At 63.3% G+C, this 25,497-nt stretch carries 19 protein-coding genes; 7 read left to right on the top strand and 12 right to left on the bottom strand.

Translation table 11 applies throughout. From position 1 onward, the window contains the following. Positions 1–111: 111 nt before the first annotated feature. Entirely contained in the window at positions 112–1,155 is a 1,044-nt protein-coding gene (locus Q0053_RS07185; protein WP_298097998.1) for a LacI family DNA-binding transcriptional regulator, read from the bottom strand. A 299-nt stretch (positions 1,156–1,454) separates the two neighbouring features. Between Q0053_RS07185 and Q0053_RS07180 the strand changes: the two genes are divergently transcribed. Beyond that, the gene (locus Q0053_RS07180) at positions 1,455–2,456 is read left to right on the top strand and encodes a LacI family DNA-binding transcriptional regulator (RefSeq protein ID WP_298097995.1); all 1,002 of its coding nucleotides are present in this window, start codon (positions 1,455–1,457) and stop codon (positions 2,454–2,456) included. Between the two features lie 32 nt (positions 2,457–2,488). Here the strand turns inward: Q0053_RS07180 and Q0053_RS07175 are convergent, their stop codons facing one another. Genes Q0053_RS07175 through Q0053_RS07165 form a run of 3 tightly spaced genes read right to left on the bottom strand, consistent with a single transcriptional unit; the run spans position 2,489 to position 5,128 of the window. Further along, positions 2,489–3,607, bottom strand: coding sequence for an alginate lyase family protein (locus tag Q0053_RS07175; protein ID WP_298097992.1), 1,119 nt, complete (start codon positions 3,605–3,607; stop codon positions 2,489–2,491). Positions 3,608–3,661: 54 nt separating this feature from the next. Next, entirely contained in the window at positions 3,662–4,702 is a 1,041-nt protein-coding gene (mgrA, locus tag Q0053_RS07170) for an L-glyceraldehyde 3-phosphate reductase (RefSeq protein ID WP_298097990.1), read from the bottom strand. A gap of 6 nt (positions 4,703–4,708) precedes the next feature. Continuing rightward, complete coding sequence (locus Q0053_RS07165; RefSeq protein ID WP_298097987.1) at positions 4,709–5,128, bottom strand: heme-binding protein; 420 nt, start codon at positions 5,126–5,128, stop codon at positions 4,709–4,711. Positions 5,129–5,313: 185 nt separating this feature from the next. Here Q0053_RS07165 and Q0053_RS07160 point away from each other — a divergent pair, with 185 nt between their 5' ends. After that, complete coding sequence (locus Q0053_RS07160) at positions 5,314–7,815, top strand: glycoside hydrolase family 3 protein (protein WP_298097985.1); 2,502 nt, start codon at positions 5,314–5,316, stop codon at positions 7,813–7,815. Positions 7,816–7,842: 27 nt separating this feature from the next. Further along, on the top strand, positions 7,843–9,858 hold the full coding sequence (locus Q0053_RS07155; protein WP_298097982.1) for a glycoside hydrolase family 9 protein: 2,016 nt from the start codon (positions 7,843–7,845) through the stop codon (positions 9,856–9,858). A gap of 1,424 nt (positions 9,859–11,282) precedes the next feature. On the opposite strand, the gene Q0053_RS07150 is transcribed toward Q0053_RS07155, so the two are convergent. From Q0053_RS07150 to Q0053_RS07140, 3 genes are all read right to left on the bottom strand, one after another. Beyond that, positions 11,283–12,569, bottom strand: a complete 1,287-nt coding sequence (locus tag Q0053_RS07150; RefSeq protein ID WP_298098066.1) for a tyrosine-type recombinase/integrase — start codon at positions 12,567–12,569, stop codon at positions 11,283–11,285. A gap of 211 nt (positions 12,570–12,780) precedes the next feature. Then, the gene (locus Q0053_RS07145; RefSeq protein WP_298097979.1) at positions 12,781–14,652 is read right to left on the bottom strand and encodes a ferrous iron transporter B; all 1,872 of its coding nucleotides are present in this window, start codon (positions 14,650–14,652) and stop codon (positions 12,781–12,783) included. Beyond that, positions 14,652–14,927, bottom strand: a complete 276-nt coding sequence (locus Q0053_RS07140; protein WP_298097976.1) for a FeoA family protein — start codon at positions 14,925–14,927, stop codon at positions 14,652–14,654. The genes Q0053_RS07145 and Q0053_RS07140 overlap by 1 nt, the downstream gene beginning before the upstream one ends. A gap of 149 nt (positions 14,928–15,076) precedes the next feature. Between Q0053_RS07140 and Q0053_RS07135 the strand changes: the two genes are divergently transcribed. Continuing rightward, complete coding sequence (locus Q0053_RS07135) at positions 15,077–15,574, top strand: cytochrome c family protein (RefSeq protein WP_298097973.1); 498 nt, start codon at positions 15,077–15,079, stop codon at positions 15,572–15,574. Positions 15,575–15,577: 3 nt separating this feature from the next. Here the strand turns inward: Q0053_RS07135 and Q0053_RS07130 are convergent, their stop codons facing one another. From Q0053_RS07130 to Q0053_RS07115, 4 genes are all read right to left on the bottom strand, one after another. Continuing rightward, positions 15,578–18,808: an efflux RND transporter permease subunit gene (locus Q0053_RS07130; protein ID WP_298098063.1), complete on the bottom strand. Its 3,231-nt coding sequence runs from the start codon at positions 18,806–18,808 to the stop codon at positions 15,578–15,580. Next, entirely contained in the window at positions 18,808–19,965 is a 1,158-nt protein-coding gene (locus tag Q0053_RS07125; RefSeq protein ID WP_298097971.1) for an efflux RND transporter periplasmic adaptor subunit, read from the bottom strand. Before Q0053_RS07125 ends, Q0053_RS07130 begins: the two co-directional genes overlap by 1 nt. Positions 19,966–20,087: 122 nt before the next feature. Then, a complete protein-coding gene (locus Q0053_RS07120) occupies positions 20,088–20,810 on the bottom strand; it encodes a hypothetical protein (protein WP_298097969.1) in 723 nt (240 codons plus the stop codon). Positions 20,811–20,836: 26 nt separating this feature from the next. Next, positions 20,837–21,601 (bottom strand): class II aldolase/adducin family protein, encoded by a 765-nt coding sequence (locus tag Q0053_RS07115; protein ID WP_298097967.1) that lies wholly within the window; start codon positions 21,599–21,601, stop codon positions 20,837–20,839. Between the two features lie 144 nt (positions 21,602–21,745). Between Q0053_RS07115 and Q0053_RS07110 the strand changes: the two genes are divergently transcribed. The 3 genes from Q0053_RS07110 (at position 21,746) to Q0053_RS07100 (ending at position 24,246) form a co-directional block, all read left to right on the top strand. Continuing rightward, entirely contained in the window at positions 21,746–22,888 is a 1,143-nt protein-coding gene (locus tag Q0053_RS07110) for a DUF2336 domain-containing protein (protein WP_298097965.1), read from the top strand. 31 nt (positions 22,889–22,919) lie between these two features. Beyond that, positions 22,920–23,702: an NAD kinase gene (locus tag Q0053_RS07105; protein ID WP_298097960.1), complete on the top strand. Its 783-nt coding sequence runs from the start codon at positions 22,920–22,922 to the stop codon at positions 23,700–23,702. Between the two features lie 67 nt (positions 23,703–23,769). Continuing rightward, a complete protein-coding gene (locus Q0053_RS07100; RefSeq protein WP_298097957.1) occupies positions 23,770–24,246 on the top strand; it encodes an Hpt domain-containing protein in 477 nt (158 codons plus the stop codon). Positions 24,247–24,304: 58 nt separating this feature from the next. Here the strand turns inward: Q0053_RS07100 and Q0053_RS07095 are convergent, their stop codons facing one another. Continuing rightward, on the bottom strand, positions 24,305–25,447 hold the full coding sequence (locus tag Q0053_RS07095; RefSeq protein WP_298097954.1) for a DUF2336 domain-containing protein: 1,143 nt from the start codon (positions 25,445–25,447) through the stop codon (positions 24,305–24,307). Positions 25,448–25,497 lie beyond the last annotated feature (50 nt).

Below are 25,497 nucleotides of genomic sequence, written 5' to 3'. Positions count from 1 at the left end.
CCCTATCTCCGCCCAGACTGAAACAAGCCCGGCGCATCGATTCCGTATCGAGCCGGCTGATCGCCGCTCCTCGCAACCCATTCTGGTTTGAATGACAGCGCTGTCAACCCGTTAGCGGCAGACGGCGGTCGAACCTCGGAGCACCAGTTCATAGGGAACAGTGATGACGGTCTCGTCTTCATCGCCGGGACGGTCGGTTGAGACCACCAGACGGCGGGTGGCTTCCGCTGCCATTTCAGCCACGGGTTGGCGAATGGTCGTCAGCGGCGGCGTACTGAAGAGGGCGCTCGGCGTGTCGTCGAAGCCCGCGACGGAGAGGTCCTGCGGCACCGAAAGTCCCGCAGCGGCCGCGCCCTGGAGCACGCCAAGCGCCATGTCGTCGTTGGCCGCAAAAATGGCCGTCGGCCGCTCGCCCTCCAGAAGCTTTCCAACGCAGGCGATCCCCGAAGCGAAGGTGAAGTCGCCCTCGACCACAAGGGACGGCTCGCAGGCGAGGCCGGCCTCGGACAGGGCCTGTTCATAGCCCTCCCGCCGCAGGCTGCTGGCGGCGAAGTTGGCCGGCCCGGACACGTGCGCGATCCGGCGGTGCCCAAGATCAATCAGATGCCGTGTCATGTCGAATGCGGCCTGTCGCTCGTTCATCCGGACCGAAACGCCGCGACCCGGATCCTTCTCCGGGCTTATCCGGGCGTAGGCGACGCCTGCTCGATCGAGAATATCGAGGACAAGCGGGTGATCCGAATTTGGCGGCGTCAACAGGACACCCGCGGGGCGGATCGAGCCCAACAGGGCCAGCATATCCCGTTCAAGGGTCGACGAGCCATGATCGACGAGCTCGACCATAAGATGATAATCGGCGCGCCGGCATTCCATCAGGGCGCCCAGTTCGAGGCGGCTCAGATAGTCGTTGCCGCGACCACTCTTCCAGTGCTCGATCGTCAAGGCGGCATCCACGAGGGCTGCGATAATGCTCGAGTTCGATCCCGCCAGGGTCCTCGCGGAGAGACTGCGCCGGTAACCGAGCGCGACGACAGCCTCCTCGACCTTGTCGCGCATGGCCTTGCTGACGTTGGCTTCCCGGTTGACCACGCGGGACACGGTCTTGATCGACACGCCTGCCCGGGCGGCAACGTCGTAGATGGTCGCTCCGGCCATTGGCCTCTTCCAAGATAGTGGCCCATGACTAGTGGAGTGATCGGGACCTCGCAATCACGTAATCGGCCCTAAAGTGGAACTCCGCAACGCGGACCGACAGGAGTCGGCCCAATCGGCGATTCGCCCCGCCCGAGCGGACTTTCACTGCCCGCGCTGGCGGAGACAAGTTGCCGTTGAGCTGCCGGCATCCTAGACTGACAGCGCCACAGTTGCAGGGGTTCAACCAAGAGCCGATCTGTTCTGTTTCGAACACGATAGAATTCTGAATCCAGGATACGCTTTTGACGAACCCTACAATCGTGGAAGTTGCCAAGCTTGCCGGGGTTTCGACAACTACAGTCTCAAGATGCCTGAATGCACCGGAAAAGGTAGGCAAGAAGACGCTCGCCAGAGTTCGTCGTGTAATTGAAGATATAAACTTCAGCCCGAACATGCTGGCGCAGAATTTTCGTCGCGGCAAAACAAACATCGTCCTTGTCGTCGTTCACGAAATCGGCAGTTGGCTGTTTGCGGAGATACTTGAAGGCATCCGGTCCGTTCTTGATACCCGCTATTCCATCGTGCTGACGGAATCGCGACCCGGTGTCGCGGAAGGCAACTCCTTTATCGACATGCTGGTCGCCAAGCAGGTTGAAGGGGTGATTTTGCTGTGTTCAACCCTCCCCTTCAGCAAGAAACTGATAGAGATCAACAAGTCCAAGCCGCTTCCGATCGTGATCGGGCTTGAGCCGATAAGTGACGATCTCAGCCAGTTTCCAAGCGTGCACATTGACAACTACCAGGCCGCGTTTGACGCCACCGATTACCTTATCCGAACGGGACACAGTGCCATCCTGTTCGTCTCCGGCCCCAGAAATTCCTACGTCACCAGCGATCGGGAGCTTGGCTTTCTGGAGGCGATGCGGCTCGCCGGCCTTCCGGTTGATGAGGCCAGCATCATCCATTCCGATCTGACGTCCAACGGCGGGGTCAATGCCGCCATGGAGATACTGTCCAGACCGCAGATGCCGACGGCCGTATTCTGCGCCAATGATGACATGGCGCTGGGCGTCCTGAGTTATGCAGCGAGGCGCGGGTTCAAGGTGCCCGAGGATCTCTCCATCATGGGTTTTGACGATACCCGGTACGCGGCCATCGCCAATCCCCCCTTGTCCACCGTACTCCAGCCGGCGCGTGAAATCGGCGTCAGCGCTGCTTTGCGGCTGCTGCGTGCAATCGACACGCCGGAAGGCAATGCTGTCAGGGATGAGATCCTGCCGCACCGGCTGGTCATTCGCAGTTCCACCCGGCCGATCGGCTGAGGCGGGAAACGGGCCCGCGATTGTCGGGCTGGTTATCGCCCACCCGGCCGGGACAGCTCAGCGTGGGTCAGCGTTTCGTGGAAGATGTTCCAGATGGAGACCCCTTGCGTCCGCACCCGCTCGGCAATCAGCCGCCGGGTATGGGGGAGCGGCAGGCCCATGCGATTGTGGTAGTGATTGAAGCCAATCTCGAAGGTATCGAGGATGACGCGGGTCGCGACGGGATTGGCGCAGACACCCTGCATGTCACCCGTGAGAAGCTGGTGGGCGATCAATTCCATCGCAGCGGTGTATCGCTCGGCCTGGCCGGCATAGACGTCGACACCCTGGTTCCAGGCTATCTCGGCGGCGTGCAGGGCTGATGCCAGACCGAACTGGGCATGGTGGCCGTTGTCGCGGCAGGTTTCCTGGGTAAGTCCGTCCACCCAAAGGGATGGATGGAACCAGAAGGCGTCGCCTTCTGCCGTGCGAGCTGAGTTGTCCGAGCCGAGATAGAAATAGGCGGTGCTTCTCGAGTCCAGCCTTTGCAGCGCAAGCCGGAAGGCCGGGCGATCATCATTGAAAACGGCAATGGTCATCAAGGCTTCGATCTGGGTGAGATCGACGTTGCCGTTCCATCGGCTGGCGACTTCGAGCTGAGGATAGAACGCGGTCCGGAACATGGTCTGAAGCGCCGCAATCTGCTGTGGGCTCCATTCCGGATGAACGCGCATGATCTCCGCGGCCTCGCCCAACAGGCAGCCAACCCAGCCGGCATGCAGCCTGTCCTGATCCGTACCGCCGGTGAAGCCTTTGAAGTCCGCCCAGCCGTTGAGATTCTGAATGGCCTGGCGGCCGTACGTCTCCTCGCCGGTCAAGCGCCATGCCAGCGCGTTCGCATAGGCGTTTATGGCGCTCCGCTCGGATGCCCGGACATCATCCATGTCCAGCGAATTGATGTATTCGACAGGTGCAGGTGCCGGGAGCGCAGCCCGCTCGACCTCGCGAAATGCGGCGCTCCAGGGAGATCTTCCGGCGGATATCCGGGCCTTCACGAAGTCCAGACTCTGCGCCGTGTGCAGGGCCCCGGGATGGACAAAAGGTTCATGAGCGAGAGCTGTCCCGGAGCATAGACACACCAGCAATGTCAGGCTTGCCCGCACCAGGCCCATGACAACACTTAGGCGCATGCTTGGGCTGCCTTTCCGCCAGGCTCCCGACCGGCCCTACAGGTCAGAAGATACGCGCCAGATGTTGAGGCCGCCGTCGCAGGCGTGGGTGTCGATTTCCGTCAACTCGTCTGGAGCAAAGGTCAGGTTGTCCAGGGCCTTCAGGGTGTCGGCAAGCTGCTCGACCGTTCGCGCCCCGACAAGGGCCGAAGTCACCCGTGGATCACGGAGCACCCAGGCAATGGCCATCTGGGCAAGGGTCTGCCCCCTGCCCTCGGCAATGGCATTCAAGGCGCGGATGCGGGCAATGTTTTCGGGTGTGACGAGGTCCGGGCTGAAGGAACCCTCCCTGGAAGCCCGCGCACCTGAAGGCACGCCATCAAGATATTTCCTCGACAGCAAACCCTGCGCGAGGGGAGAAAAGGCGATGCAGCCCACGCCCAGATCTCCCAGCGTTTCCAGCAAACTGTCCTCGATCCAGCGGTTGAGCAGGGAATAGGACGGCTGATGGATCAGCAATGGAACCTGATGGGAGTGCAGGATCTTGGCTGCCTCGGCTGTCAGTTCGGGTGAATAGGACGAAATGCCGACATAGAGCGCCTTGCCCTGGTGATGCAAAGTCGCCAGCGCGCCCATCGTTTCCTCAAGCGGCGTTTCCGCATCAACCCGGTGGGAATAGAAGATGTCGACATAGTCCAGACCCATGCGCTTGAGGCTCTGGTCGCACGAGGCGATCAGATATTTGCGCGATCCTCCGACATCTCCGTAGGGGCCCGGCCACATGTCCCAACCAGCCTTCGTCGATATCACCAGTTCGTCCCGGTGACTCTTGAAGTCTGTCGCCATTACGCGGCCGAAATTTTCCTCCGCCGAGCCGAAGGGAGGGCCATAATTGTTGGCGAGATCGAAATGGGTGATGCCGTTGTCGAACGCATGGCGCAGAATTGAGCGGCCGGTTTCGAAGACATCGTCGCCTCCGAAATTCTGCCACAGCCCCAGCGAAATGGCCGGCAACTTCAAGCCACTGCGGCCGCAGCGCCGGTAGGGCATGGCTTCGTAGCGGAAAGGCGATGCCGTGTAGGGGATCGGGAATGCCATGGGGGATCAGTCGAGGGATGCGAGAATGGCGGCGACGCCGATCCGGGCGATTTCATAGTCTTCGGCCCCACTCAATCCGCTGACGGCAACCGAGCCTACGCAGACGCCATCATGGAACACCGGCGCCCCGCCCTCCCATCCCAGATACCGTGCATCACCGTGGTAGTGGACATCCCAGCCACCTTCGGCCGCGGCCTTTCCAAGGTCACCACTGGGCTGACACAGGCGCGAGGACGTAAACACCTTGTTGGTGGCGATCGTTCCGGTCGCCAGCCCGGCACCGTTCATCCGCAGCAGGCCGATCAATTCGCCATGGCTGTCGGCAACGGCGATGCTGCCGACCTTGTCGCGGGCCTTCAGTTCCGCAATGCAGGCGTCGAGCGCCAGGCGCGTTTCAACTTCCCCAAGTTCGACCCGTAGATGCATCCGACGGTTTCCTGACCTTGTCGCTTCCGAGAGGGTCTATCCATAAGAATGGAAACGTTGTCAATTGCGTCGCCGCCTGGCCGCGCTTTCGGCGAAACGGGAGCTTGCAAAGCAATAAAGCGTGTAGGTATCTTCAAATGGCAACGTTACCATTTTTAGGTCGTTTTTGCTTGGAGAAGTAGGCCATGGGCAGGAAGTTCGCCAGATCGAGCCTCTGGATGTTCACCTTGTCGCTGGGGGTTGCGGCCTCGTTCACGGCAACCGATGCCGGAGCCGAGCCTGACCCGGCCGGTGCCACGGTTCATCCGGAGATTTGGCCTGCAGCGAATTCGCCGATCGGCCTCGACCTGGCGGCAGAAGCCAGGATCACGGAAATGCTCGCGCAGATGAGCATCGAGCAAAAGGTTGGTCAGGTTATCCAGCCGGAATGGAAGACAATCACGCCCGAGGAAGTGACCCAGTATCACATCGGCTCGATCGAGAACGGCGGCGGCGCGGTACCGGGAGGCAACAAGCATTCCACCGTCCAGGATTGGCTTGACCTGATCGAGCCCTATTACCAGGCGTCCGTCGTACCCGGCCAGAATGTCACCATACCCCTGATATGGGCGTCCGACGCCGTGCACGGGCACAACAACGTCTATGGTGCCACCCTGTTTCCGCACAACATCGGACTTGGCGCTGCAAATGACCGGGACCTGTTGCGCCGGATCGGGGAAGTGACGGCGGCCGAAATGCGGTCAACCGGCATGGACTGGACCTTTGCCCCCACCATTGCTGTCGCCCGTGATGATCGCTGGGGGAGAACCTACGAGAGCTATTCGGAAGACCCGCAAATCGTCTCCGAGTACGCAGCCGCCATGGTGGCGGGCATTCAGGGTACCGGAGATGACTTCCTCGGACCCAATCACGTGATCGCCACGGCCAAGCACTTCCTTGGCGACGGGTCGACCGATGGCGGCAGGGACCAGGGGAACTCAACCGTTTCCGAAGCTGACCTCTCCCGTCTGCACGGCGCGCCCTATGTCGATGCCATCAACACAGGCACCCAGTCTGTCATGGCCTCGTTCAACTCCTGGCATGGGGTCAGGATGCACGCCAACGAGGGCTTGCTGACCGATGTCCTCAAGGGCCGGATGGGCTTTGACGGCTTCATCATGGGCGACTGGCTGGCACACGGCCAGATACCCGGCTGCACGAACTCAAATTGCCCCATCGCGTTCAACGCCGGGCTGGACATTTTCAACCAACCACAGGACTGGAAAGCGCTGCACGGCAATCTGGTGGCCCAGGTAACCTCGGGCGAGATCCCGATGAGCCGACTGGATGATGCCGTCCGCCGGATACTTCGGGTCAAGTTCCGGATGGGCGTGTTTGACGCGGCGTCGCCCGCCAATCGCGCGACCAGTCTCCAGCCGATCGGCACACCGGCACATCGCGCCGTTGCCCGGGAAGCGGTTCGGAAATCCCTGGTCTTGCTTAAGAACAACGGCGTGCTGCCGATCCGTTCGAACGCGACGCTACTGGTCGCTGGTCGCGGCGCCGACAACATCGCCATGCAAGCCGGCGGGTGGACCCTGAGCTGGCAGGGCGCTGACAACGGGCCCAACGATTTTCCGGGGGCAACCTCCATTTATGAAGGCCTGAAGGCACAGATAGAGGCATCCGGCGGGCAGGCGCTTTTCAGCCCGGATGGCACGTCACCCCAGAAGCCGGATGTCGCCATCGTGGTGTTCGGTGAAGCCCCTTATGCCGAGTTCATGGGCGACCAGAGCGACGTGGCCCTGCATCACGACAATGTCGAAAGCCTGGAACTGATCCGCAGGCTCAAGGCGCAGGGGATTCCGGTTGTCGCAGTCATGATGTCCGGGCGCCCGCTGTACGTGAACCCCCAGATCAATGCCGCCGACGCCTTTGTGGCGGCCTGGTTGCCAGGTTCGGAGGGTGCCGGGATTGCCGACGTGCTGCTGGCGCGCGCCGATGGCACCCCACAGCATGATTTCCAGGGGCGGCTCAGCTTCTCCTGGCCCCGGCGTCCGGACCAAACCCCGTTGAATGTCGGTGATGCAGATTACGACCCGCAGTTCGCCTATGGCTTTGGCCTTTCCTACGCCGCCCCGACCGTAACGCCCGCCCTGCCAGAGGTCGCCGATACGACACGCTATGGCGAGCGGAACGTCTATTTCACCAGCGGCCAGGCATGGAACGGCTACAAGTTCTGGCTCGGCGACAGCAATGCGCCCCACATGGATTACGTCGGGACCAGGACGACCCTGTATGGTTCGGCGGGGTTGACGGCAGAACCCCAGGACGACGGTGCCATTCGACTGACCTGGAACGGCAGGTCCAGGGCATGGGCCGAGATGGGAGCCGACGCACCGTCGGATATCGCGCGTGAGGCCAATGGGGCCATGCTGCTTTCTGTCAGCATACGCGTCAACGCTTCACCGACGGGCGATGTCAGCCTGGGCGTCGGCAGCGCATCCGTCCCGATCGCCGGAGCACTGAGAGGCCTCGCGCCTGGAGCCTATGCGACCGTGGCCGTTCCCCTGTCCTGCTTCTCGGGGCAGAATCTGGCGGCGACGCCCACGATATTTCACCTTGAAACAAACGGTCAGCTCGACGTCTCCGTGGCTGACATCAGGTTGACCGAAACAAGGGCGGGTGCCGCGTGTCCTGTCGAATGACAACCGCCGACCGGAGGCGATCTGTCGTTGGACAGACAGCACCCGCGACACACTTGTCGTGCCGACCTGACCTGCGCGGCGGGTGACATTGCACAGGCAGGGTTTGACGACGATCGGGCAAAGCAGATCGAAGACGCCGCGACGCAGGGCGCTCCATACCTGGTCTGCCGCTCGCTTCGGGGACACTCACAGATGAACCTTCGCCAATTCCTCGTCACGACCGCAGCCGGCATGGCCTTGGCCAGCACCGCGTCCGCCCAGGATGCCGGGATGAGCGCGATCCAGATGAATCAGGTCGGCTTCGAGACCCTGGGCCCCAAGCGGGCTACGGTTGTCGAGACCGGTCAGCAGCCCCAGGCCTGGCGGGTTATCGACGCGAATGGAGACACGGTCGCGCAGGGCCAATCCCGACCTCGCGGCTGGGACGCGACTGCTGGCGTCAGCGTCCACGATCTGGACTTTGGAACTCTGCGAACTCAGGGTAACGGCTATCGTCTCCAGGTCGGGGAGCGCACAAGCCGACCATTCGCCGTCTCGGATCGGCCCTTTCAACAACTGAACCGAGACGCCTTCGCCTTCTTCTACCAGAACCGTAGCGGCATCCCGATCCTGGAAGAGCATGTGGATCGCGCCGACCTGGCGCGACCTGCGGGCCACACGCCGGACAGCGCGACATGCTTCTCCGGCCCTGACGTCCGCGGCAACGTCTGGCCGGGTTGCGACCACACGCTGGATGTATCGGGTGGATGGTACGACGCTGGCGACCATGGGAAGTATGTCGTCAACGGCGGCATCTCGGTCTGGACGCTATTGAACGCGTACGAACGGGCCAGGATCCGGAACATCGGCACCGCCTACCCGGATGGGACGGCAGACATCCCCGAAGCCGGAAACGGCGTTGACGACATCCTGGACGAGGTTCGCTGGCAACTTGAGTTCCTTCTCCGGATGCAGGTTCCCGAGGGTGCCAGCGTGGAGGTTCCCGTCGGACGCTTCGCCCCGGATCAGCCACTGACCTTTACCCGGATCGATGCCGGGGGTCTGGTCCATCACAAGGTCCACGACGTGAAATGGACCGCGCTGCCGATCGCACCGGCGGATGACCCTGAGACTCGCTACCTCTATGCGCCCAATACGGCCGCAACGCTGAACCTGGTGGCGGTTGCGGCCCAGTGCGCGCGGCTGTGGCGCGACATTGATCCGGCGTTTGCCCAGACCTGCCAGATGGCAGCCGATCGTGGCTATGCCGCCGCGCTCCGCCATCCCGACATCTATGCCGTCGGCTCATTCGATGGCGGTGGCGACTATGGTGATGACGACCTGACCGACGAGTTCTACTGGGCGGCCGCGGAGATGTTCGTCACAACGGGAGACGACCGATACCTGGCCGACCTGAGGCGATCCGCTCACCACCCGACAGCCTCGGGTGAGACATCAGCTGAGGGCGTATATACCAGCTGGAACGCGGTGCGCGCGCTGGGTTCCATCAGCCTGGCGACGGTTCCAAACCGTCTCCCGTCATCTGACCGTGACGAGACAAGACACCGTATCGTCGAGTGGGCGCGCGGTTACCTGGCCGAAGGCCTGACCCAGGGCTATGGCTTGCCCTTCGCGGGGCCCGACTACGTCTGGGGGTCGAACGCCGACCTTCTCAATCGGGGGCTCATTCTGGGCGTGGCTCATGACCTGACCGGGGATGAGGCATTGCGAGACGGTGTGGTCGCGACCCTCGACTATGTGCTGGGACGAAATCCGTTGGATCAATCCTACGTCACGGGCTATGGCGACCGGCCGATGCGCCATCCGCATCACCGCTTCTGGGCGCACTCCCTGGATACGGCCTACCCGAAGCCACCCGCCGGCGTCATGTCAGGTGGCCCGAACAACCAGATGATGCGCGATCCGGTGGCGGTGACGATGCGCGGAACATGCGCGCCCCAGGCCTGCTGGCGAGACGACATCCAGGCTTTCAGCCAGAATGAAGTCGCGATCAATTGGAACGCGCCGTTGGTCTGGGTCACCGCCTATCTCGATCGTCCTTGAGCCCCACCCTTGGGAACAAAAAAGCGCACCGCCCCAGCCCGGGACGGTGCGCTGTCTTCTTCACGGCGTCGGCGGGCTCTGTCAGCTCAAATGCACCGCTCGGTAAGGTGCTGACAGGTCAACTGCGGCAAGTTGAAAATCACCCCTGCCCTCAGTTTGCAGACCGGAGACAAGTTATCTCTGGACTGCCTGCACCGCCACGCTCTTCCGGGATAACCGTCTCACGGTTCGTGTACGATCCGCAGAGCGCTCCTCTGATGGGCGTAGAACGATAAGCAGGCCTCACCATCGGAGGCCTATCCGCTAATGTGAGGCGACAAACGGCATTGCGGTGAGGTTCCGGTTTAGATGCCGATGCACACCTTTGAACGAGCGGGACCCATCGGCTTTGGCTCTCAGTGTTCCCAGTTGTTCTATACCGAACGCCGAAGAAAATCATAACCGATTGAGTTTTATGACTCTTTGGGTCCCATCTAGTTGGTTAGGCTCGGCTACGGGGGGCACCGACCCCGGCTTTCGAGACGTTCCAAAACTGCCAATAGCACAATCCGAGTGCGATTTTACGCAACTTTTTCGTTTCATGCGCCAGGCTGCGGGACAGGGTGGACAGGGTCCCAGGGCATCATTTTGGAACCTGTCCCGGCGCAAACCCTTGCTGTGACTGGGTTTGGGACAGGGTGGACAGGGTGGACAGCTATTTCATAAGAGGAGATTGTAGGGGGAAATGGGCTAAAGCCACTGGACGAGCAAAACGAAAACACCCCCCACAGGGAAGTGTATAGAAAAGGGTGCCAACCTGTCCCGAACCCAGTGGTGGCGGGCATTTGCGCCGGGACAGGTCCCCCCAGCCACCCTGTCCCGCACCGGACCCTGTCCCAACCTGGTCGAGCAGAAGTGCGATTTAAATCAGAGTTGCATTTAAATCAGAGTTTCGGCGTCGCCGGATTCTGAAACGAAAAACGCCCCGGCGATGAAACCGGGGCGCTGTGTCACATGAACTCACTTTCAGGGACACCATCCCGCCGGAAGACCCGTTGCCGGCCACATCGGTCGGTGATTTGCCGCTCGGCGTAATGCCAGCCCCGAACCAGCCGCAGGGCACGCGAAACGAATAGCGACTTGTTCTGATCCAGCAGGGAGAGCTCGCGGCCCATCATCTCGATCCAGACGTCCCTGATGCACAGCAGCGCCTTGGACTAAGCGATGGAGATGGTAGCGGCCGAGCTCCTCCGGATTGATCGGTTCAAGGGTAGCCTTCCAATATGTCGGCATCTCGACGCGGCAGGCAGGCGGCGCTTCAAGCTTCTTGCGACGGTCAAATGCCAGATAGAGTTCGACCCGCAATCGGGCGCATTAGCGCTGAAGTTCGCCTTAGATTTGGGTGGGCTTGAAGGCCTGAATGGTGACATTTCCAGTCGCCCGGGTCATGACGGCGAACTCCGAACGCCGAGTGACTCCGCGATCGATAGCGAGATCGCATTCGAGGCCTGAGTAAGCGGGGCGTTTGCGATGTGAGCATATCGCGACGTGGTGGAAGGGGACCTATGGCCAAGCAGCTGTCCCACGACATAGAGCCCCAAGCCGGCGCTCGCTCCTACCGAGGCAAACGAATGCCGCAGGTCATGAAGTCGGAGGTTTCCCAATTTCGCATGTGTCCGGATGCGCTTCCATGGCCGGTTCAAGTCAGACCGCGGCGCATCCACGAGCTGCCCGTCTGGGCCGCGGACCTGTATCCCGGCAACGACGAACGCCCCGGTCCTTGGGATCGCACGAAGCACGCTGAGCGCAGCTTCACCTAGGACCAGGACCCTTCGCCCGGTCTTGGATTCCGGGAGCAATGCCATGCCCTGCTCAAAATCAATCTGCTCCCATTTCAGGTTGAGAATCTCCCGAAGCCGCGCGCCCGTGAGTACCAGCAGCCTGATGGCGGCAATGGCGAACGGATCGATCATGATCCTGCGGTTTTCCGGCGCCGGCGCGTGTTTCAGGTTCTTTGAGGGATCTGGATGCCACATCAGGCCTTCGGTAACGGCTAACTCCAACGTCTCACCCAGGCGTCGAAACTCCTCTGCTGAAAGGTACTTCTCCCTGAGGCGTTCCCGGTAGGCATCGATCCCCACAGCGGGGTTAACAGAGCTGCCTTGGACCAGCCCTTCTCGCGCGGCGTAGTCCAACGCGGCTCGCAGCATCACGATGACTCGGTTGGCCGTAACCGGGTGGCTTTGGCCGATTTTGGCGTGGAGCGAGGTCACTTCCGCGCGGCTCAATAGGTTGGCAGGCCGGCTTCCGATGCGAGGCTGGATGTGGATGCGGGCGTACCCGGAGTACAACGCGTGGGTGCTGGCCTTCCGCAGCCGCGCGACGCGGTTCTTGAGATAGTCATCCAGGACTTCAGTCACGGTGGGGGCACTACGCGATGCAGCCCGATCGCCCGCCGGGTCGCCCCCGAGACGCACTCTGGCTAGGTACTGCTCCGCAGCGCTACGAGCATGGTCGGCTCTGAACATCGGAGGCTCGTCTCGCCCGATGACAATTCGCCGCTTTGAGACGCGACGGCCGCCGCTTCCTGGGCGGAACTCCACGAAGTAGGAGATTTGGCCGGCGGAGCTCATGCGCAATCCGAAGCCAGTCAGCCGCCGATCGTAATAGATCGAGCCTTCGTTTGGGCGCTTCGAAAGCGCCGCCACCGTTCTCCTGTCGATATCGATCACAGCCAAAGCGCCACCTCATGTCGCCACCATGTCGCCACGGCTCGCCGACAGTGTAGGCCCCTCAGGGCAGCGCAGGCAAGACCAACATACTGTTATAAATGAATTTTCAAGTAGCGCTTGAAACCAATCTGAATGGTGCCGGGAACACAAAATGAGTTTTGTAAACTGGATGTCGCGGGTTCGATTCCTGCAGCCGGCACCAGCGGCCCCGTCAGCCACCACCCATGGCAACCGCGATCCGGTACACGACGAAGGCCGCCAGATAGGCCAGTCCAAACATGTAGATGACCATCACCCACATCCATTTCCACGAGTTCAGCTCGCGCTTGACCACGCCCAGGGTCGCCACGCACTGGGGCGCGAAGACGTACCAGGCGAGAAAGGCCAGTCCGGTCGCCAGCGACCACTGGGCTGCCAGGGTCGCGCCCAGCAGGCTGGTGGCAGCCTCGGCATCCGCGACGGCATAGACTGTGCCCAGGGCCGCGACCGCGACCTCGCGCGCCGCCATCCCCGGTATCAGGGCGATGACCATCTGCCAGTTGAAACCGATAGGCGCGAACAAGGGCTCCAGCGCATGGCCGATCATGCCCGCGAAACTGTAGTCGATAGCCGGCCGGGTCGCGCCTTCAGGGGGATAGGGAAAGGTCGCCAATGCCCAGACCACGATCATCAGCGGCAGGATGATCCGCCCCGCGCGCTCCAGAAAAATGCGAGCCCGGATCCACAGATTGAACAAGACGCTCGTGGGGTCAGGCATCTTGTAGGCTGGCAGCTCCATCATGAACGGCTCGACCGCACCGCGCCAGAACACCTTGCGGATGACGAAGGACACAGCCAGGGCGCTGATGATCCCGGCTGCGTAGAGGCCGAACATGACCAGTCCCTGCAGGCTGGCGAAACCCCAGACGGTCTGGTTGGGAATGAAGGCCGCTATGATCAGGGTGTAGACCGGAATCCTGGCTGAACAGGTCATCAACGGGGCCACCATGATGGTGGTCAGGCGGTCACGCTTGCTGTCAATCACCCGCGCGGCCATCACACCCGGGATGGCGCAGGCGAAACTGCTGAGGAGCGGAATAAAGGCCCTGCCGTGCAGGCCGGCACCGCCCATGATCCGGTCCATCAGGAAGGCAGCCCGGGCCATGTAGCCGAAATCCTCAAGCGCGATGATAAACAGGAACAGGATCAGGATCTGGGGCAGGAAGACCAGAACGCTCCCGACCCCCGAGATCAGGCCGTCCACAATCAGGCTCTGCCAGATTCCGTCCGGCATGATCGCCGCGACCCAGCCGCCCAGCGCGCCGAGGCCCGCCTCGATGCCGTCCATCAACGGGGTGGCCCAGGTGAAGACGGCCTGGAACATGACAAACAGCAGGGTCATCAGAATCAAGAGACCGCCGACCGGGTGCAACAGCACGGAGTCGATCCGGCCCGTCAGCGTATCCGGTCGTTCCGGCGGCTGAACACAGGCCTTCATGATCCGCTCGGCCTCCCGCGCCGCGCCGCGCAGGGCGGCGGCGTCGGGCACTGTCCAGGCGCTTTCGGCCTTGCCGGTCCGGGGGTGGGCAGCGGCGTCCATGGCCGCGATCAGCTCGTCGATGCCGTGCTTGCGCGTGGCCGCCGTCGGCACGATCGGCATGGCCAGTTCTGCGGACAGGCGATCCAGGTCGATACGCAGACCCTGGCGTCGGGCGATGTCGTACATGTTCAGGGCCAGCAACATCGGCCGGCCGACGGCCCTGAGCTCCAGCACCAGCCGCAGCACCAGCCGCAGGTTGGTCGCATCCGCGACCACGACGATCACATCGGGCGGGGCCTCGCCTGACAGCCGGCCCAGAACAGCATCCCGGGTGACCTCTTCGTCCGGACTGCGGGCGCGCAGGGAATAGGTGCCGGGCAGGTCCAGCAGGGCCATAGCGCGGCCTCCGGCCGAGCGGACCAGGCCCTCTTTCCGCTCCACGGTGACGCCGGCATAGTTCGCGACCTTCTGGTGAGCACCCGTCAGGGCGTTGAACAATGCGGTCTTGCCGCTGTTAGGATTGCCGACGAGCGCGATCCGCGCGCTCACTTGCGACGTTTCCATCAGTCGGCCCGGTCAGGTTCGAACCGTACGGTCAGGCTTGCGGCCTCATGTCGACGCAAGGCAACCCGCATGTCGTCAACCTTCATGGCAATGGGGTCCCGTCCAAACAGTCCCTCATGCAGAAGCTCGACGCGCGCGCCCTCGACAAAACCCAGTTCCAGCAGTCGACGCTCCAGTTCGAGGGCGTGTTCATCATTCAGACCGGGGTCGCCCACCCGGACGATGATGCCCTGGTCACCTGGCCGGGCCTGGCTGAGTTTGCGGGGCTCGGACATGACGCTCGTGACTATCGGCGCGATCGGCCGCGTCTGTTGACAGTGATTATCAGGTGCGACTGGCCTTCGTCCAGCCCATCATCTCACCGACACCGGTTGCCCGCGGTCAGGGTTGGGCTATCAGTACCGAAAACCGCCGGAGATCGATCATGAACCGCACCGCCCTGACCGCCCTCGTCATGCTCACACTGACCGGCTGCAGCCAGGCGGAGGGACCAGCAGGGGAGCCGACCGCACCCGCCGCCCCGGCTCGTCCTGCACCTACAGCGGCCGAGAAGGTGGCGATGCTGGCCTCACTGCCCGCGCCCTACAATGCAGCCGATCTGGACAATGGCCGTCGGGTCTTTGCACGTTGCCGCTCATGCCACACGATCAGCGAGGGCGGGCCGAACATGACCGGCCCCAATCTCTACGGCGTCTTCGGACAGCAGGCCGGCGTCCACCCCGGCTTCAACTATTCCGCCGCGATGACTGAGGCGGACTTCGTCTGGGACGGCGCGCGGCTGGAAGAGTGGCTGGAGAACCCACGCACCTTCATGAAGGGCACCAAGATGAGTTTCGCCGGCATTCCCGACGCAACGGACCGCCGGGACGTGGTCGCCTTCCTCAAGGTCGAGACCGGCTTCGCACCGTCGCCTCAGCCCTGACGCCTACTCCACAGCCGATGGCACCGCATCGTTCATCCCGGCTTCCCGAGCTTCCCATTCATCGATCTTGCGAGCCGTGTATTCCGGCGATCGAGTGAAGCGCGCCAGCGCGCCATAGATCACGGGCACCACGAACAGGGTCAGCAGGGTCGCGAAGATGGCACCGGAGAAGATCACCCCACCGATGGTCTGACGACTGCCGGCACCGGCCCCCTGCCACAGCACCAGCGGCAAGGCACCGAAAGCAGTGGCGATGGAGGTCATGATGATCGGGCGAAGCCGCAGGGTCGACGACTCGATGATCGCCTCCTGGATCGAACGGCCCTGGTCACGAAGCTGGTTGGCGAACTCGACAATCAGGATGCCGTTCTTCGCCGCCACCCCGATCAGAATGATCAGGCCGATCTGGCTGTAGATGTTCAGGCTGGAACCCGCCATCACGAGACCGAACAGGCCGCCGGCGGCGGCAAGGGGTACGGTCAGCATGATGACGGCCGGCGTGATCCAGCTTTCGAACTGCGCCGCCAGCACCAGGAAGACCAGCAACAGCGCCAGGCCGAAGGCCGCCGCGACCGCGCCGCCCGCCTCCTGCTGGTCGCGTGCGGCACCGCCCCACTGGGTGGTGACGACGCCCTGCGGCTGTTCCTTGGCGACGCGGGTCATGAACTCGGTCGCATCCACCAGGGTCGTGCCGGGGTTCAGATCGGCAGAGATCGATATCGCCCGCTGGCGATCCAGCCGTCGACGATCGGGCGTATCGCCCGAGGTCTCGGTCGTGACCACCGCGGAAAGCGGTACCAGTTGTCCCGAACCGGTCGCGACATAAAGGGCCTCAAGGTCGGCGACGCTGCGGCGGTCGCCACGCTCGGTCTGCAGAATGACGTCGTATTCCTGCCCGCCACGAAGGTAGGTGGTGGCGCGCCGCGAGCCGAACATGGTCTCAAGCGTCCGCCCGACGGCCTGTGACGAAACCCCGAGGGCCGCGGCCTTTTCCGGATCAACATCCACCAGCAAGCGCGGTGCGTTGGGCTCGTAGTTCAGCCGTGGCCGCGAGAAACCGGGGTTCTCAAGCGACGCCGCCAGCACCGGCTGAAGCCATTTGTAGATGTCCTCGTATTCGGCCCCGGTGACGACCATTTCGATGGAGTTGGATCCACCACCACCTCCACCACCACCACCGCGCTGGAAGGCACCGGGGACCGATGCGTTGACCTGGGCGTCAGTCTGACCGCGAAGCTTGCCGTTCAATTCCTGGGCGATGTCGGCCGCGGAACGGTCGCGTTCGGACCAGTCGCTCAGGACCAGGCTGCCGTTGCCCGAGTTGAAGCTGCCGCCACCGAACCCGGGCGCGGAGATCAGGAAACTGCTTGCCTCCCCGCTGGCCTTGTACTCGGCAAGGATGGGCTCGATCCCCATCACGATTTTGCGTGTGTAGTCGAACCCTGCACCCTCGGGCCCCTGAACCCGGATCTGCACGCGCCCGCGGTCTTCTGCCGGCACAAGCTCGTTCGGCAGGGTCAGGAACATGAAGGCCGCCCCTCCGGCCACCACCACAATCAATCCGACCATGCCCATCACGGCGATCCGCTTGCCCACCATCGCCTGCAGCGAGTTCTGGTAGGAATTGCGCAGTCCATCCATGGCGCGGTCAACGATACGTGAGACCCAGCCGCCGCTCTGGGCCGGCCGCAGAATGCGCGATGCCAGCATCGGCGAGAGCGTGAGGGCCAGGAAGGCCGAGAAGGCCACGGCCGCCGCAATCGCCGCGGCCAGTTCCACAAACAGCCGGCCGACATAGCCCGGCAGGAAAAGAAGGGGGGCGAACACCGCCAGCAAAACCACCGTGGTCGCCACAACAGCGAAGAACACCTGGCGGGCGCCGCGTTCGGCTGCGACCAACGGGGGTTCCCCGTGATCCAGTCGGCGCTGGATGTTCTCGGTCACCACAATGGCGTCATCGACCACCAGACCAATGGCCAGAACCAGCGCCAGCAAGGTCAGCAGGTTCAGGGAAAAGCCCATCGGGGCCAGAACGATAAAGGTCGCGAGCAGACAGATCGGGGCCACGATTGACGGAATGAAGGCGGCCCTCATGCTCCCGAGGAAGATGAAATTCACCAGTGCCACGAGCGCCATCGAGATACCGATCGTGATCCAGACCTCATCGATCGCGTGCGAGGTGAAGACCGAGTTGTCCGATCCGACGACCAGCTCCGTGCCTTCCGGCAGGCTCGGCTGGACCGTCTCCAGCATGGCCTGGACGCCCTTGGAGATCGCCAGGTCGTTTGACTGGGCCTGACGGGTGACGGCCAGACCGATCTGGTCCTGCCCGTTGCCTCTGAACAGACGACGATCCTCCGCCGGGGCCTCGACAATGCGGGCGATGTCGCCCAGCCGCGTGACATAGCCGGACTGGCCCTGGATCGCACCGGAAGCGCCGCTGGGCAGGGCTGTCGCGCCACCGCTCTGGGTCGCTGCGACGGCACCCGAGCCGCGGGTACCGATCGGAAGCTGGCGGAAGTCCTCGGCCCGGGCATAGGTGCGGGCGACCCGGACGGTATAGTCCTTCTGGCCCGACTCCAGCTGGCCGGCAGGCAGTTCTACGTTCTGCGCCGTCAGGGCAGACTCGACATCGCTGACCGTCAACCCACGGGCCGCGAGTGCGCCGGCGTCCAGCCAGATGCGCATGGCATAGCGCTGCTCGCCGTAGATCTGCACCTGCGCCACGCCCGGCACAGTCGCCAGCCGGTCGATCAGATACCGATCCGCATAGTCCGTCAGCTCCAGCCGGTTCATCGCCGTGGAGCGCAGGAACAGGATCATGATCGGCTGGCTGTCGCTGTCAGCCTTGGACACTTCCGGTGGCTGGGCCTGGTCCGGCAGCCGCCCGACGACACGCGAAACCCGGTCACGCACATCATTGGCCGCGTCGTCAATGTTGCGGTCCAGCGAGAATTCGATCGAGACGTTCGAGCGACCGTCACGGCTGGACGAACTGATACGCTCGACGCCCTGGATTCCCGCAATCTGTTGTTCGATCGGCTCGGTGATCCGGCTCTCGATGACCTCGGCAGACGCCCCGGCATAGCTGGTGCTGACCGAAACAATCGGCGGGTCCACATCGGGCAGTTCGCGCACCGGCAGGAAGAAGAACGCCGCTGCGCCGATCACGCAGAGCACGATCGCCGCAACCGCCGCGAATACAGGACGACGGACCGCGAGATCGGAGAGCATCATCGCGTTGCGCTCCGCGGCGCAACCGGAGCTGAGCCGGAATCCGGGAGCCGCCCACCCTGTCGTCCACCCTGCCCGCCAAGCCGGACAGGCGCTCCGGGCTGGATACGGTTGAGACCCGAGCCGACAATACGATCGCCGACGTTCAGTCCGGACAGGATCTCGACAAACCCGCCCTCAACCGAACCGGTCTCGACCTCGACCCGTTGGGCGGTCGATCCGCGCTCGCCGCCGGCGATCCGATAGACAAAGGCACCGTCTCCCTCATACTGGACGGCCGCTTCCGGTGCGCCGGGAGCCATGCGCTGCCCCTGCTGGACGGCGACACGGACGGCCATACCCGGCCGGATCCGGCCACCCGGATTGGGGATTTCGGCGCGTGCGGTAACGGCTCGGGTCTGTTCGTTGATTCGTGTGTCTATCAGAGCGATGCGGCCGCTGAAGACCTCATCGTTATAGGCGTCGATGGTCGCCCGAATGGGGGTCCCCGCTCGAAGCACCCCGAGGTAACGCTCGGGAACCGGGAAGTCGACGCGCACAACGTCGATATCATCCAGCGTGGTGATGATGCCGCCCGGATTGACCAGGGTGCCGGCTGTCACAGAGCTGAGCCCAAGGACCCCCGCGAACGGAGCCCTGATCAGGCGGTCCCCCCGTCGGGCCTGGGCCGCTGTCAGTGAGGCTTGTGCTGTCGCCAGTGCTGTTTCAGCGTCCTCGACAGTCACGCGAGGGGCAATGCCGCGGTCTGCCAGGGTCTTGTAGCGATCGAATTGCCGCTGGGCCTGGGCCACCTGGGCGCGCGCTTCAATGATGCCCGCATCCTCCTCGCGCGCCTGGAGCTCCACGAGCGGCGCGCCGGCAGCCACCCTCTGGCCGTCGGTGAAAAGGACACGGGTGATCAACTCGCTGGTCGACGAAGTGATGTTGACCGAACGGCGCCCGCGCGCCACGCCCAGAACCCGGATTTCATCGGTGAAAGACCGGGTGGCGATCACCGCCTCGGAGACGGCTTGACCGCGCCCACCGCCAGCGCCGCCTCCACCCGGGCCGCCGCCGGATTTCTCATCACCGGAGAAGGCCATCCTGAGGACGACAGCCACGATCATCAGGCCCAACAGCACAATCGCGGCGACGAGGAAGAAATGGCGTTTGATCACACTTGGGCTCTCGGGCGGAGGAAAGAGCCGACTTAGCGGTTCACGCGGTCGACGCAACTACAGAACCTGTAACGGAAGTCGTTGCTGTTTCCGTCGCCAAAAGGTGAGCGGCTATATCGCGGTCAGAAGCGCCGCCAGAGGGCGATGACCGGGCCGCCGCTCGCCGGTGTTTCACGGCCCGCCACAGCCTGCCGCCAACCAGCCTGAAGGCTCCATTCGTCAAAGTCACGGACAATGGACGCTTCGAGCGAAAGCCAGCGCGCGCCGTCGTCATCGGCCTGACCACCGAATGCCTGCGCGAGCAACATCCAGTCCTCGCTGACATGCACACCCGCGGTGGCGTCAAAACGGGTCTCGTCAGACAGCCCCTCCCGTAGCCTTCGTGCCGCCTGCAGATCGACGAACGCGCCACCAAATGAGCGACCGACGGCGGCACGTAATTCCCAGTCGCTATCACCGACACCAGGGGCGGCATAGCCAGCGTTGCGTCCCTCCCCGCCGTCCGCATAGCCCGCATACACGCTGACCGCAGCACGCTCGTCACGCCAAACCTGCCAGCTCAGGCCGATCTCGAGCGGTCCCCGACCGTCATAGGCAATGAAGGCGTCCTCGCCCGACTGCCAGTCGCCCTTGACCTGCAAGGTCAGTCTGTCGGTGACGCCGTACTGGGCGAACACTCCGAGGCCTGTGTCCCGCCGTTCGGCCGGCAGGTCGGCCAGCGCACCATCAGGATCAAAGCCGCGGTCGGCCCGCATATCCTCGAACTTGACGATCCACTCCCCCCGGCCCTGTGGCTGGGTCCAGGGACCGGCGACCGTGGGTCCGGCGACCGCCATCAAGGCCATCGCGGCCAGAAGTCCGCCGGTCCGTCTCACACGGCATAGCCCGGCGATTTACGGTCCAGCATACGCAAGGCACCCGGCCAGGCCAGGCCAGCGACAAGGCCGATTCCCCGACCCTGTTCCTTCGTTTCTGCCTGGGCGGCCTCAGGCGCAAAAAGCACATGCTTCCGCCCGCCGGACAGGGCCGCTACCTGCTGGGCACAGGCCCGCTCAAGGAAAAACATCCCGATCCAGGCTGCCGCGGCCGTCTGGCCAACCGCGAGCGTACCGTGGTTGCGCAACAGCATGAGCGGCTTGTCGCCCAGATCCTCCACAAGTCGTGCGCGTTCTTCATGGTTCAGCGCCAGGCCCTCGTAGCCATGGTAGGCGACCTGATGTTGAAGCAGGCAGGCGTTCTGGCCAATCGGCAGCAGGCCTTCCTTCTGAGCCGCCACCCCGACACCGGCCACTGTGTGAAGGTGGATGACGTAATGCGCATCCTCGCGCGCTCCATGAATCGCCGAATGGATGGTGAAACCGGCCGGGTTGATGAAGCTGGTCGTGTCCTGAACGATATTGCCCTCCAGGTCGACCTTGACCAGGCAGGAGGCGGTCATCTCCTCGAAGTACCAGCCATAGGGGTTGATCAGAAAATGGTGTTCCGGCCCGGGCACGCGGGCCGAGATGTGGGTGAAGATCATGTCGTCCCACCCATGCAGCGCCACCAGACGATAAAGCGCCGCCAGCTCTACACGGGCGGACCACTCCGCCTCGGACACACTGGTTTTCAATGAAACAGCCGCACTGTCAGCCATGCCTTGGTCCCTTATGCTACTTCTCCGCGTACGCTCGCGCCGCGCGGAGCCGACGTCAAGATTCAGCTTCCGTTAACCCAGTCTTAGTGGGGCCCGGACTAGTTGAAAATGTGCCGGCTCGTTACCGGCGCGCCGGAGACGCCCGTGGTACTCGTTCAGCCCGTGCCCGCCAGTCGCAACGCAGATGCCGCGCCGCGGCCAAGCGAGCTATTGGCTTTGGCCCGGAATTCCAGCACCGAAGCCCGCCAGCGCCTCTTGCTGGGCGTTGCGGCGCTCTGTGACAGCAGCCCTCCGTCCGAAGAGCTGTCATCGGTCCTTGGCGAGGTATTTCTCACACTCGCCCGTCGTGCCGAGCGAGAGGTGCGAAAGGCGCTTTCGGAAAGGCTGGCCCACGCGGAATGGGCTCCCGCCGCGCTGGTGAATCTTCTGGCGCTGGACGAGATCGAAATCGCCCGGCCAATCCTCGAGTGCAGCCCTGTCCTCCAGGATGACGACCTGTTGCGCGTGCTGATCGAGGCATCGCTGGAACATCAGATCGCTGTGGCGCGCCGCCCGGGGATCAGCGGTCGGGTGGCGGATGCCGTTATCGACCAGGCCGAGCCCGCTGTGCTCATGGCACTGTCGACCAATCATTCAGCCGGGATCAGCTTGGAGGGCGTACGGCGGCTGGTTGAACACTCACGTCGAATCGCAGCCTTGCGTGGGCCGCTCACCCGCCATCCCCGGCTGACTGAAGCGCTGGCAGAGCAGATGTACCAGTGGGTCGGGACGGCCTTGCGCCAATCGATCGTTGCCCGTTTCAACGTTGATGAGCAGGCCTTGGGAGCGGCTGTTAATGAGGTCGTTGGCGGTATTGTGCATCCCCCGCCCCCTGCAAAGGCCGCCGTAGATCAGGGCGAGCGCGATGAGATGGAGCGGCGACTGATCAACAAACTGCAGGCGGCCGGGCAGTTGCGAGCTGGTCTCCTGATCCGGGCCGTCCGCGAAAAACGGTTGAGCCTTTTTGCGCACGGTCTGTCCGCTTTGGGTGGCTTCACGGATGAGCAGGTTCGCCGGGCACTTTCAGCACCGTCACCAGAAGCGCTCTACTACGCTTGCGCCGCAGTCGGGATCGATCGGGCGGTGTTTCCGACCTTGTTGGCCGAGTTGCGCAAATTCAACGATTTCCTGCCCGGCGACCAGGGCGAGCCTGTCTGGCTTCGAGGGGCCCTGTCCCAAGGTTCAGCCAGCCGGGCTTTCAAGGCGTTGATGGCTGCCAGCCAAGACCAACAGCGAACCGTCGTTTGACTTCGTCGTCGGCCTCGGCTTGCGTGGTTTCGTGACCGAACCAGATCTGGCCCCTGCCCGCATCGCCTTCGTCGCCTCGGATCGACCCGAGGCCCAGACGGCGCGTGACCGACTGATTGCCCGATATGGCTCGATTGATCGCGTCGACGCCGACGTGATTGTGGCGCTGGGCGGTGACGGCTTCATGCTGGAGACCCTGCACACGGTCATGGATCTGGGAACCCCTGTGTTCGGCATGAACCGGGGCTCGGTCGGCTTTCTGATGAACGATTTCGAGGAGGAAGGCCTCATCGAGCGGCTGGCGGGGGCCGGGCGCGCGGTGATCCATCCGCTACAGATGGACGCATGGACCGAAGCCGGGCAGGCCCACAGCGGCCTGGCGATCAATGAGGTTTCGCTCCTTCGCCAAACTCGACAGAGCGCAAAACTGCGGATCAAGGTTGACGGTCGCGTGCGGCTTGATGAGCTGTCTTGCGACGGATGCCTGCTTGCTACCGCGGCGGGATCGACCGCTTACAATCTTTCGGCTCACGGGCCGATCATTCCTCTCGACTCCCGGGTGCTGGCCCTGACCCCGATCAGCGCCTTCCGCCCCCGGCGTTGGCGGGGGGCCCTGCTGCCGCACCAATCGAAAGTCTGTTTCGAGGTGCTGGAGTCAGGGAAGCGGCCAGTCAGCGCCACCGCTGATGATCTCGAGGTCCGATCCGTCTCCCGGGTTGAGGTGCATGAGCGCCGTGACATCGCCCTGACGATGCTGTTCGACGCAGGCCGTTCTTTCGAGGAGCGGGTCCTCGCGGAGCAGTTCGCGTCCTGACGACCATGCACCCCTTTTTAATGACGTGAGTGCGAGGGTTCCGGCAGTTCGTACGCAGGAGTCATTCGTGAGCAATCCGGCCCAGGTCATTCGCCCGCCCAATACCCTCCGTATGAAGGTCGGTGGAAGCTTTGGGGGTATCGATGCCGGGGCAATTGCCAAGGCCGAACAGGCCCTGCAGGCAATGTCGTCCCAGTTTGGACAATGGCTGCAAGACGAGCTCGAGAAGCTTGACGGCGCCCGGGCTGATATTCGCGACTCCGGCTATAATCCCGCTACGGCCGAAGCCCTCTATTTCCGCGCCCATGATCTGAAGGGGCTGGGCAGCACCTATCAATACCCGCTGGTAACGCGCCTGGCGGGCTCCCTTTGCAAGATGATGGACGATCCGGCCAAGCGTATGGCGGCCCCCATGGTACTGCTCGACGCCCATATTGACGCCATCAAGGCCGTCGTTCGCGATGAGATCCAGACCGACGATCACCCGACCGGCAAGATGCTGGCGGAAACGCTGGAAGCGCGGGTTACAGAGCATTTGAGGTGAGAGTCGCTGAAGGGCTCAAGGCGATGCTGACGCCTGCAAACGGGCAGGCGTCCTGATATCAGGCGGCGACCCTGCTCTGAGCCCTCTCTGTCGGGGGCTCATGATCCAGCCGCTCCATCAGATAGGCCAGATCCTCCCGGGATGCGTTCGGACGTTGGGTCAGGAACCGCTCCAGCATCTGATGTCGAAACCCGTCTCCCGAGGTGTCCGCGCCTTCTGCCTGCAGCGCTCGCCAGGTATCGACTCCGGCGCGATAGGCCTGAAAGAGGCGCGGCGGCAGCCCTGCCCGATCATAGATTGCCTTCAGCCCCAAGGGACCGGCATCATGGATCATCAGCCAGGCCCGGGCATGCGGTGTACCGGCCAGCTCCGCCACCCCATGCTCGAACAAGGCCATTTGACCCCGCGCCACGGCCCTGAGGAGCAGCGAAGCTGTCAGGACACGGCGAGCGTTCAGACCGGCGACGAACTGCGGCAGGTCCCCATGGTTCGAAGCCTGGTCGACCAGATCGACCGTGGCGCGCTCGCGAGCGAAGGCGGCAAGCCGGATCGCGGTCTCCGGTGCCACCGCGTGGCGGGTGACGAGATGCTCGCGAACGGATTCGGAAGCCAGCTCCACCAGCCGTTCGGTGACGGACAAGGGCAACACCTGACGATAGGCGAGAGCAGCGACAATCTCGGGTGAATCCCCGAAGCGGTCGATACAGCGCGCCAGTGCCGATTCTGCCACATCGGCGTTGTCATTGGCCGCGAGCATTCGAACGGCCTGCTCGCAGCCAAGCTCGGCCAGGGCTTTCGCTACATCGCGGCCAACTCCGGGACGCCCCGCCACCGCCACCTGCCGCAAAGGGGATCCTGCCCAGACAATCTCGATCAGATCTTCATCCAGAAAGGCCGGTGAAAAACCAATCACGGGAAGTGCGACGCTGTCGACATCGGCCGCCAGCTTGCGGGCAACATCACGCGGAATCAGATCAGACGACTTCAGCGTCACCGCCATGGCCCGCCGAACCAGTTCAGCGGCATCCTGAGCCAGCATTCGAAGAATCTTCTGCGCTGACTCGCGATCCTCGCCTTGGAGCTCAGCCTTGTCCATGCTGCGGCACAGCTTATGGGTGGCGGCGGCGCGCTCATCCGCATCAGTCGCCTTGATCAGGCGGCGAATGTCGGTCTCGGTCAAGCGGGCGCGGTAGGCGGTCATCGGCGGATCCAGTAATCGACTGACAACATCGGCCCGACATCCTTAACGGA

It is taken from the genome of Brevundimonas sp. (genome assembly GCF_027487935.1).
Lineage (GTDB): Bacteria > Pseudomonadota > Alphaproteobacteria > Caulobacterales > Caulobacteraceae > Brevundimonas.
This window is presented reverse-complemented; position numbering and strand designations above follow the sequence as displayed.

Bases quoted from the DNA above. Each gene is read 5' to 3' on its own strand.
- Q0053_RS07185 (WP_298097998.1), bottom strand. From the start codon at position 1,155: ATGGCCGGAGCGACCATCTACGACGTTGCCGCCCGGGCAGGCGTGTCG.
- Q0053_RS07175 (WP_298097992.1), bottom strand. From the start codon at position 3,607: ATGGGCCTGGTGCGGGCAAGCCTGACATTGCTGGTGTGTCTATGCTCC.
- mgrA (WP_298097990.1), bottom strand. From the start codon at position 4,702: ATGGCATTCCCGATCCCCTACACGGCATCGCCTTTCCGCTACGAAGCC.
- Q0053_RS07165 (WP_298097987.1), bottom strand. From the start codon at position 5,128: ATGCATCTACGGGTCGAACTTGGGGAAGTTGAAACGCGCCTGGCGCTC.
- Q0053_RS07160 (WP_298097985.1), top strand. From the start codon at position 5,314: ATGGGCAGGAAGTTCGCCAGATCGAGCCTCTGGATGTTCACCTTGTCG.
- Q0053_RS07145 (WP_298097979.1), bottom strand. From the start codon at position 14,652: ATGGAAACGTCGCAAGTGAGCGCGCGGATCGCGCTCGTCGGCAATCCT.
- Q0053_RS07140 (WP_298097976.1), bottom strand. From the start codon at position 14,927: ATGTCCGAGCCCCGCAAACTCAGCCAGGCCCGGCCAGGTGACCAGGGC.
- Q0053_RS07135 (WP_298097973.1), top strand. From the start codon at position 15,077: ATGAACCGCACCGCCCTGACCGCCCTCGTCATGCTCACACTGACCGGC.
- Q0053_RS07130 (WP_298098063.1), bottom strand. From the start codon at position 18,808: ATGCTCTCCGATCTCGCGGTCCGTCGTCCTGTATTCGCGGCGGTTGCG.
- Q0053_RS07120 (WP_298097969.1), bottom strand. From the start codon at position 20,810: ATGGCCTTGATGGCGGTCGCCGGACCCACGGTCGCCGGTCCCTGGACC.
- Q0053_RS07115 (WP_298097967.1), bottom strand. From the start codon at position 21,601: ATGGCTGACAGTGCGGCTGTTTCATTGAAAACCAGTGTGTCCGAGGCG.
- Q0053_RS07095 (WP_298097954.1), bottom strand. From the start codon at position 25,447: ATGACCGCCTACCGCGCCCGCTTGACCGAGACCGACATTCGCCGCCTG.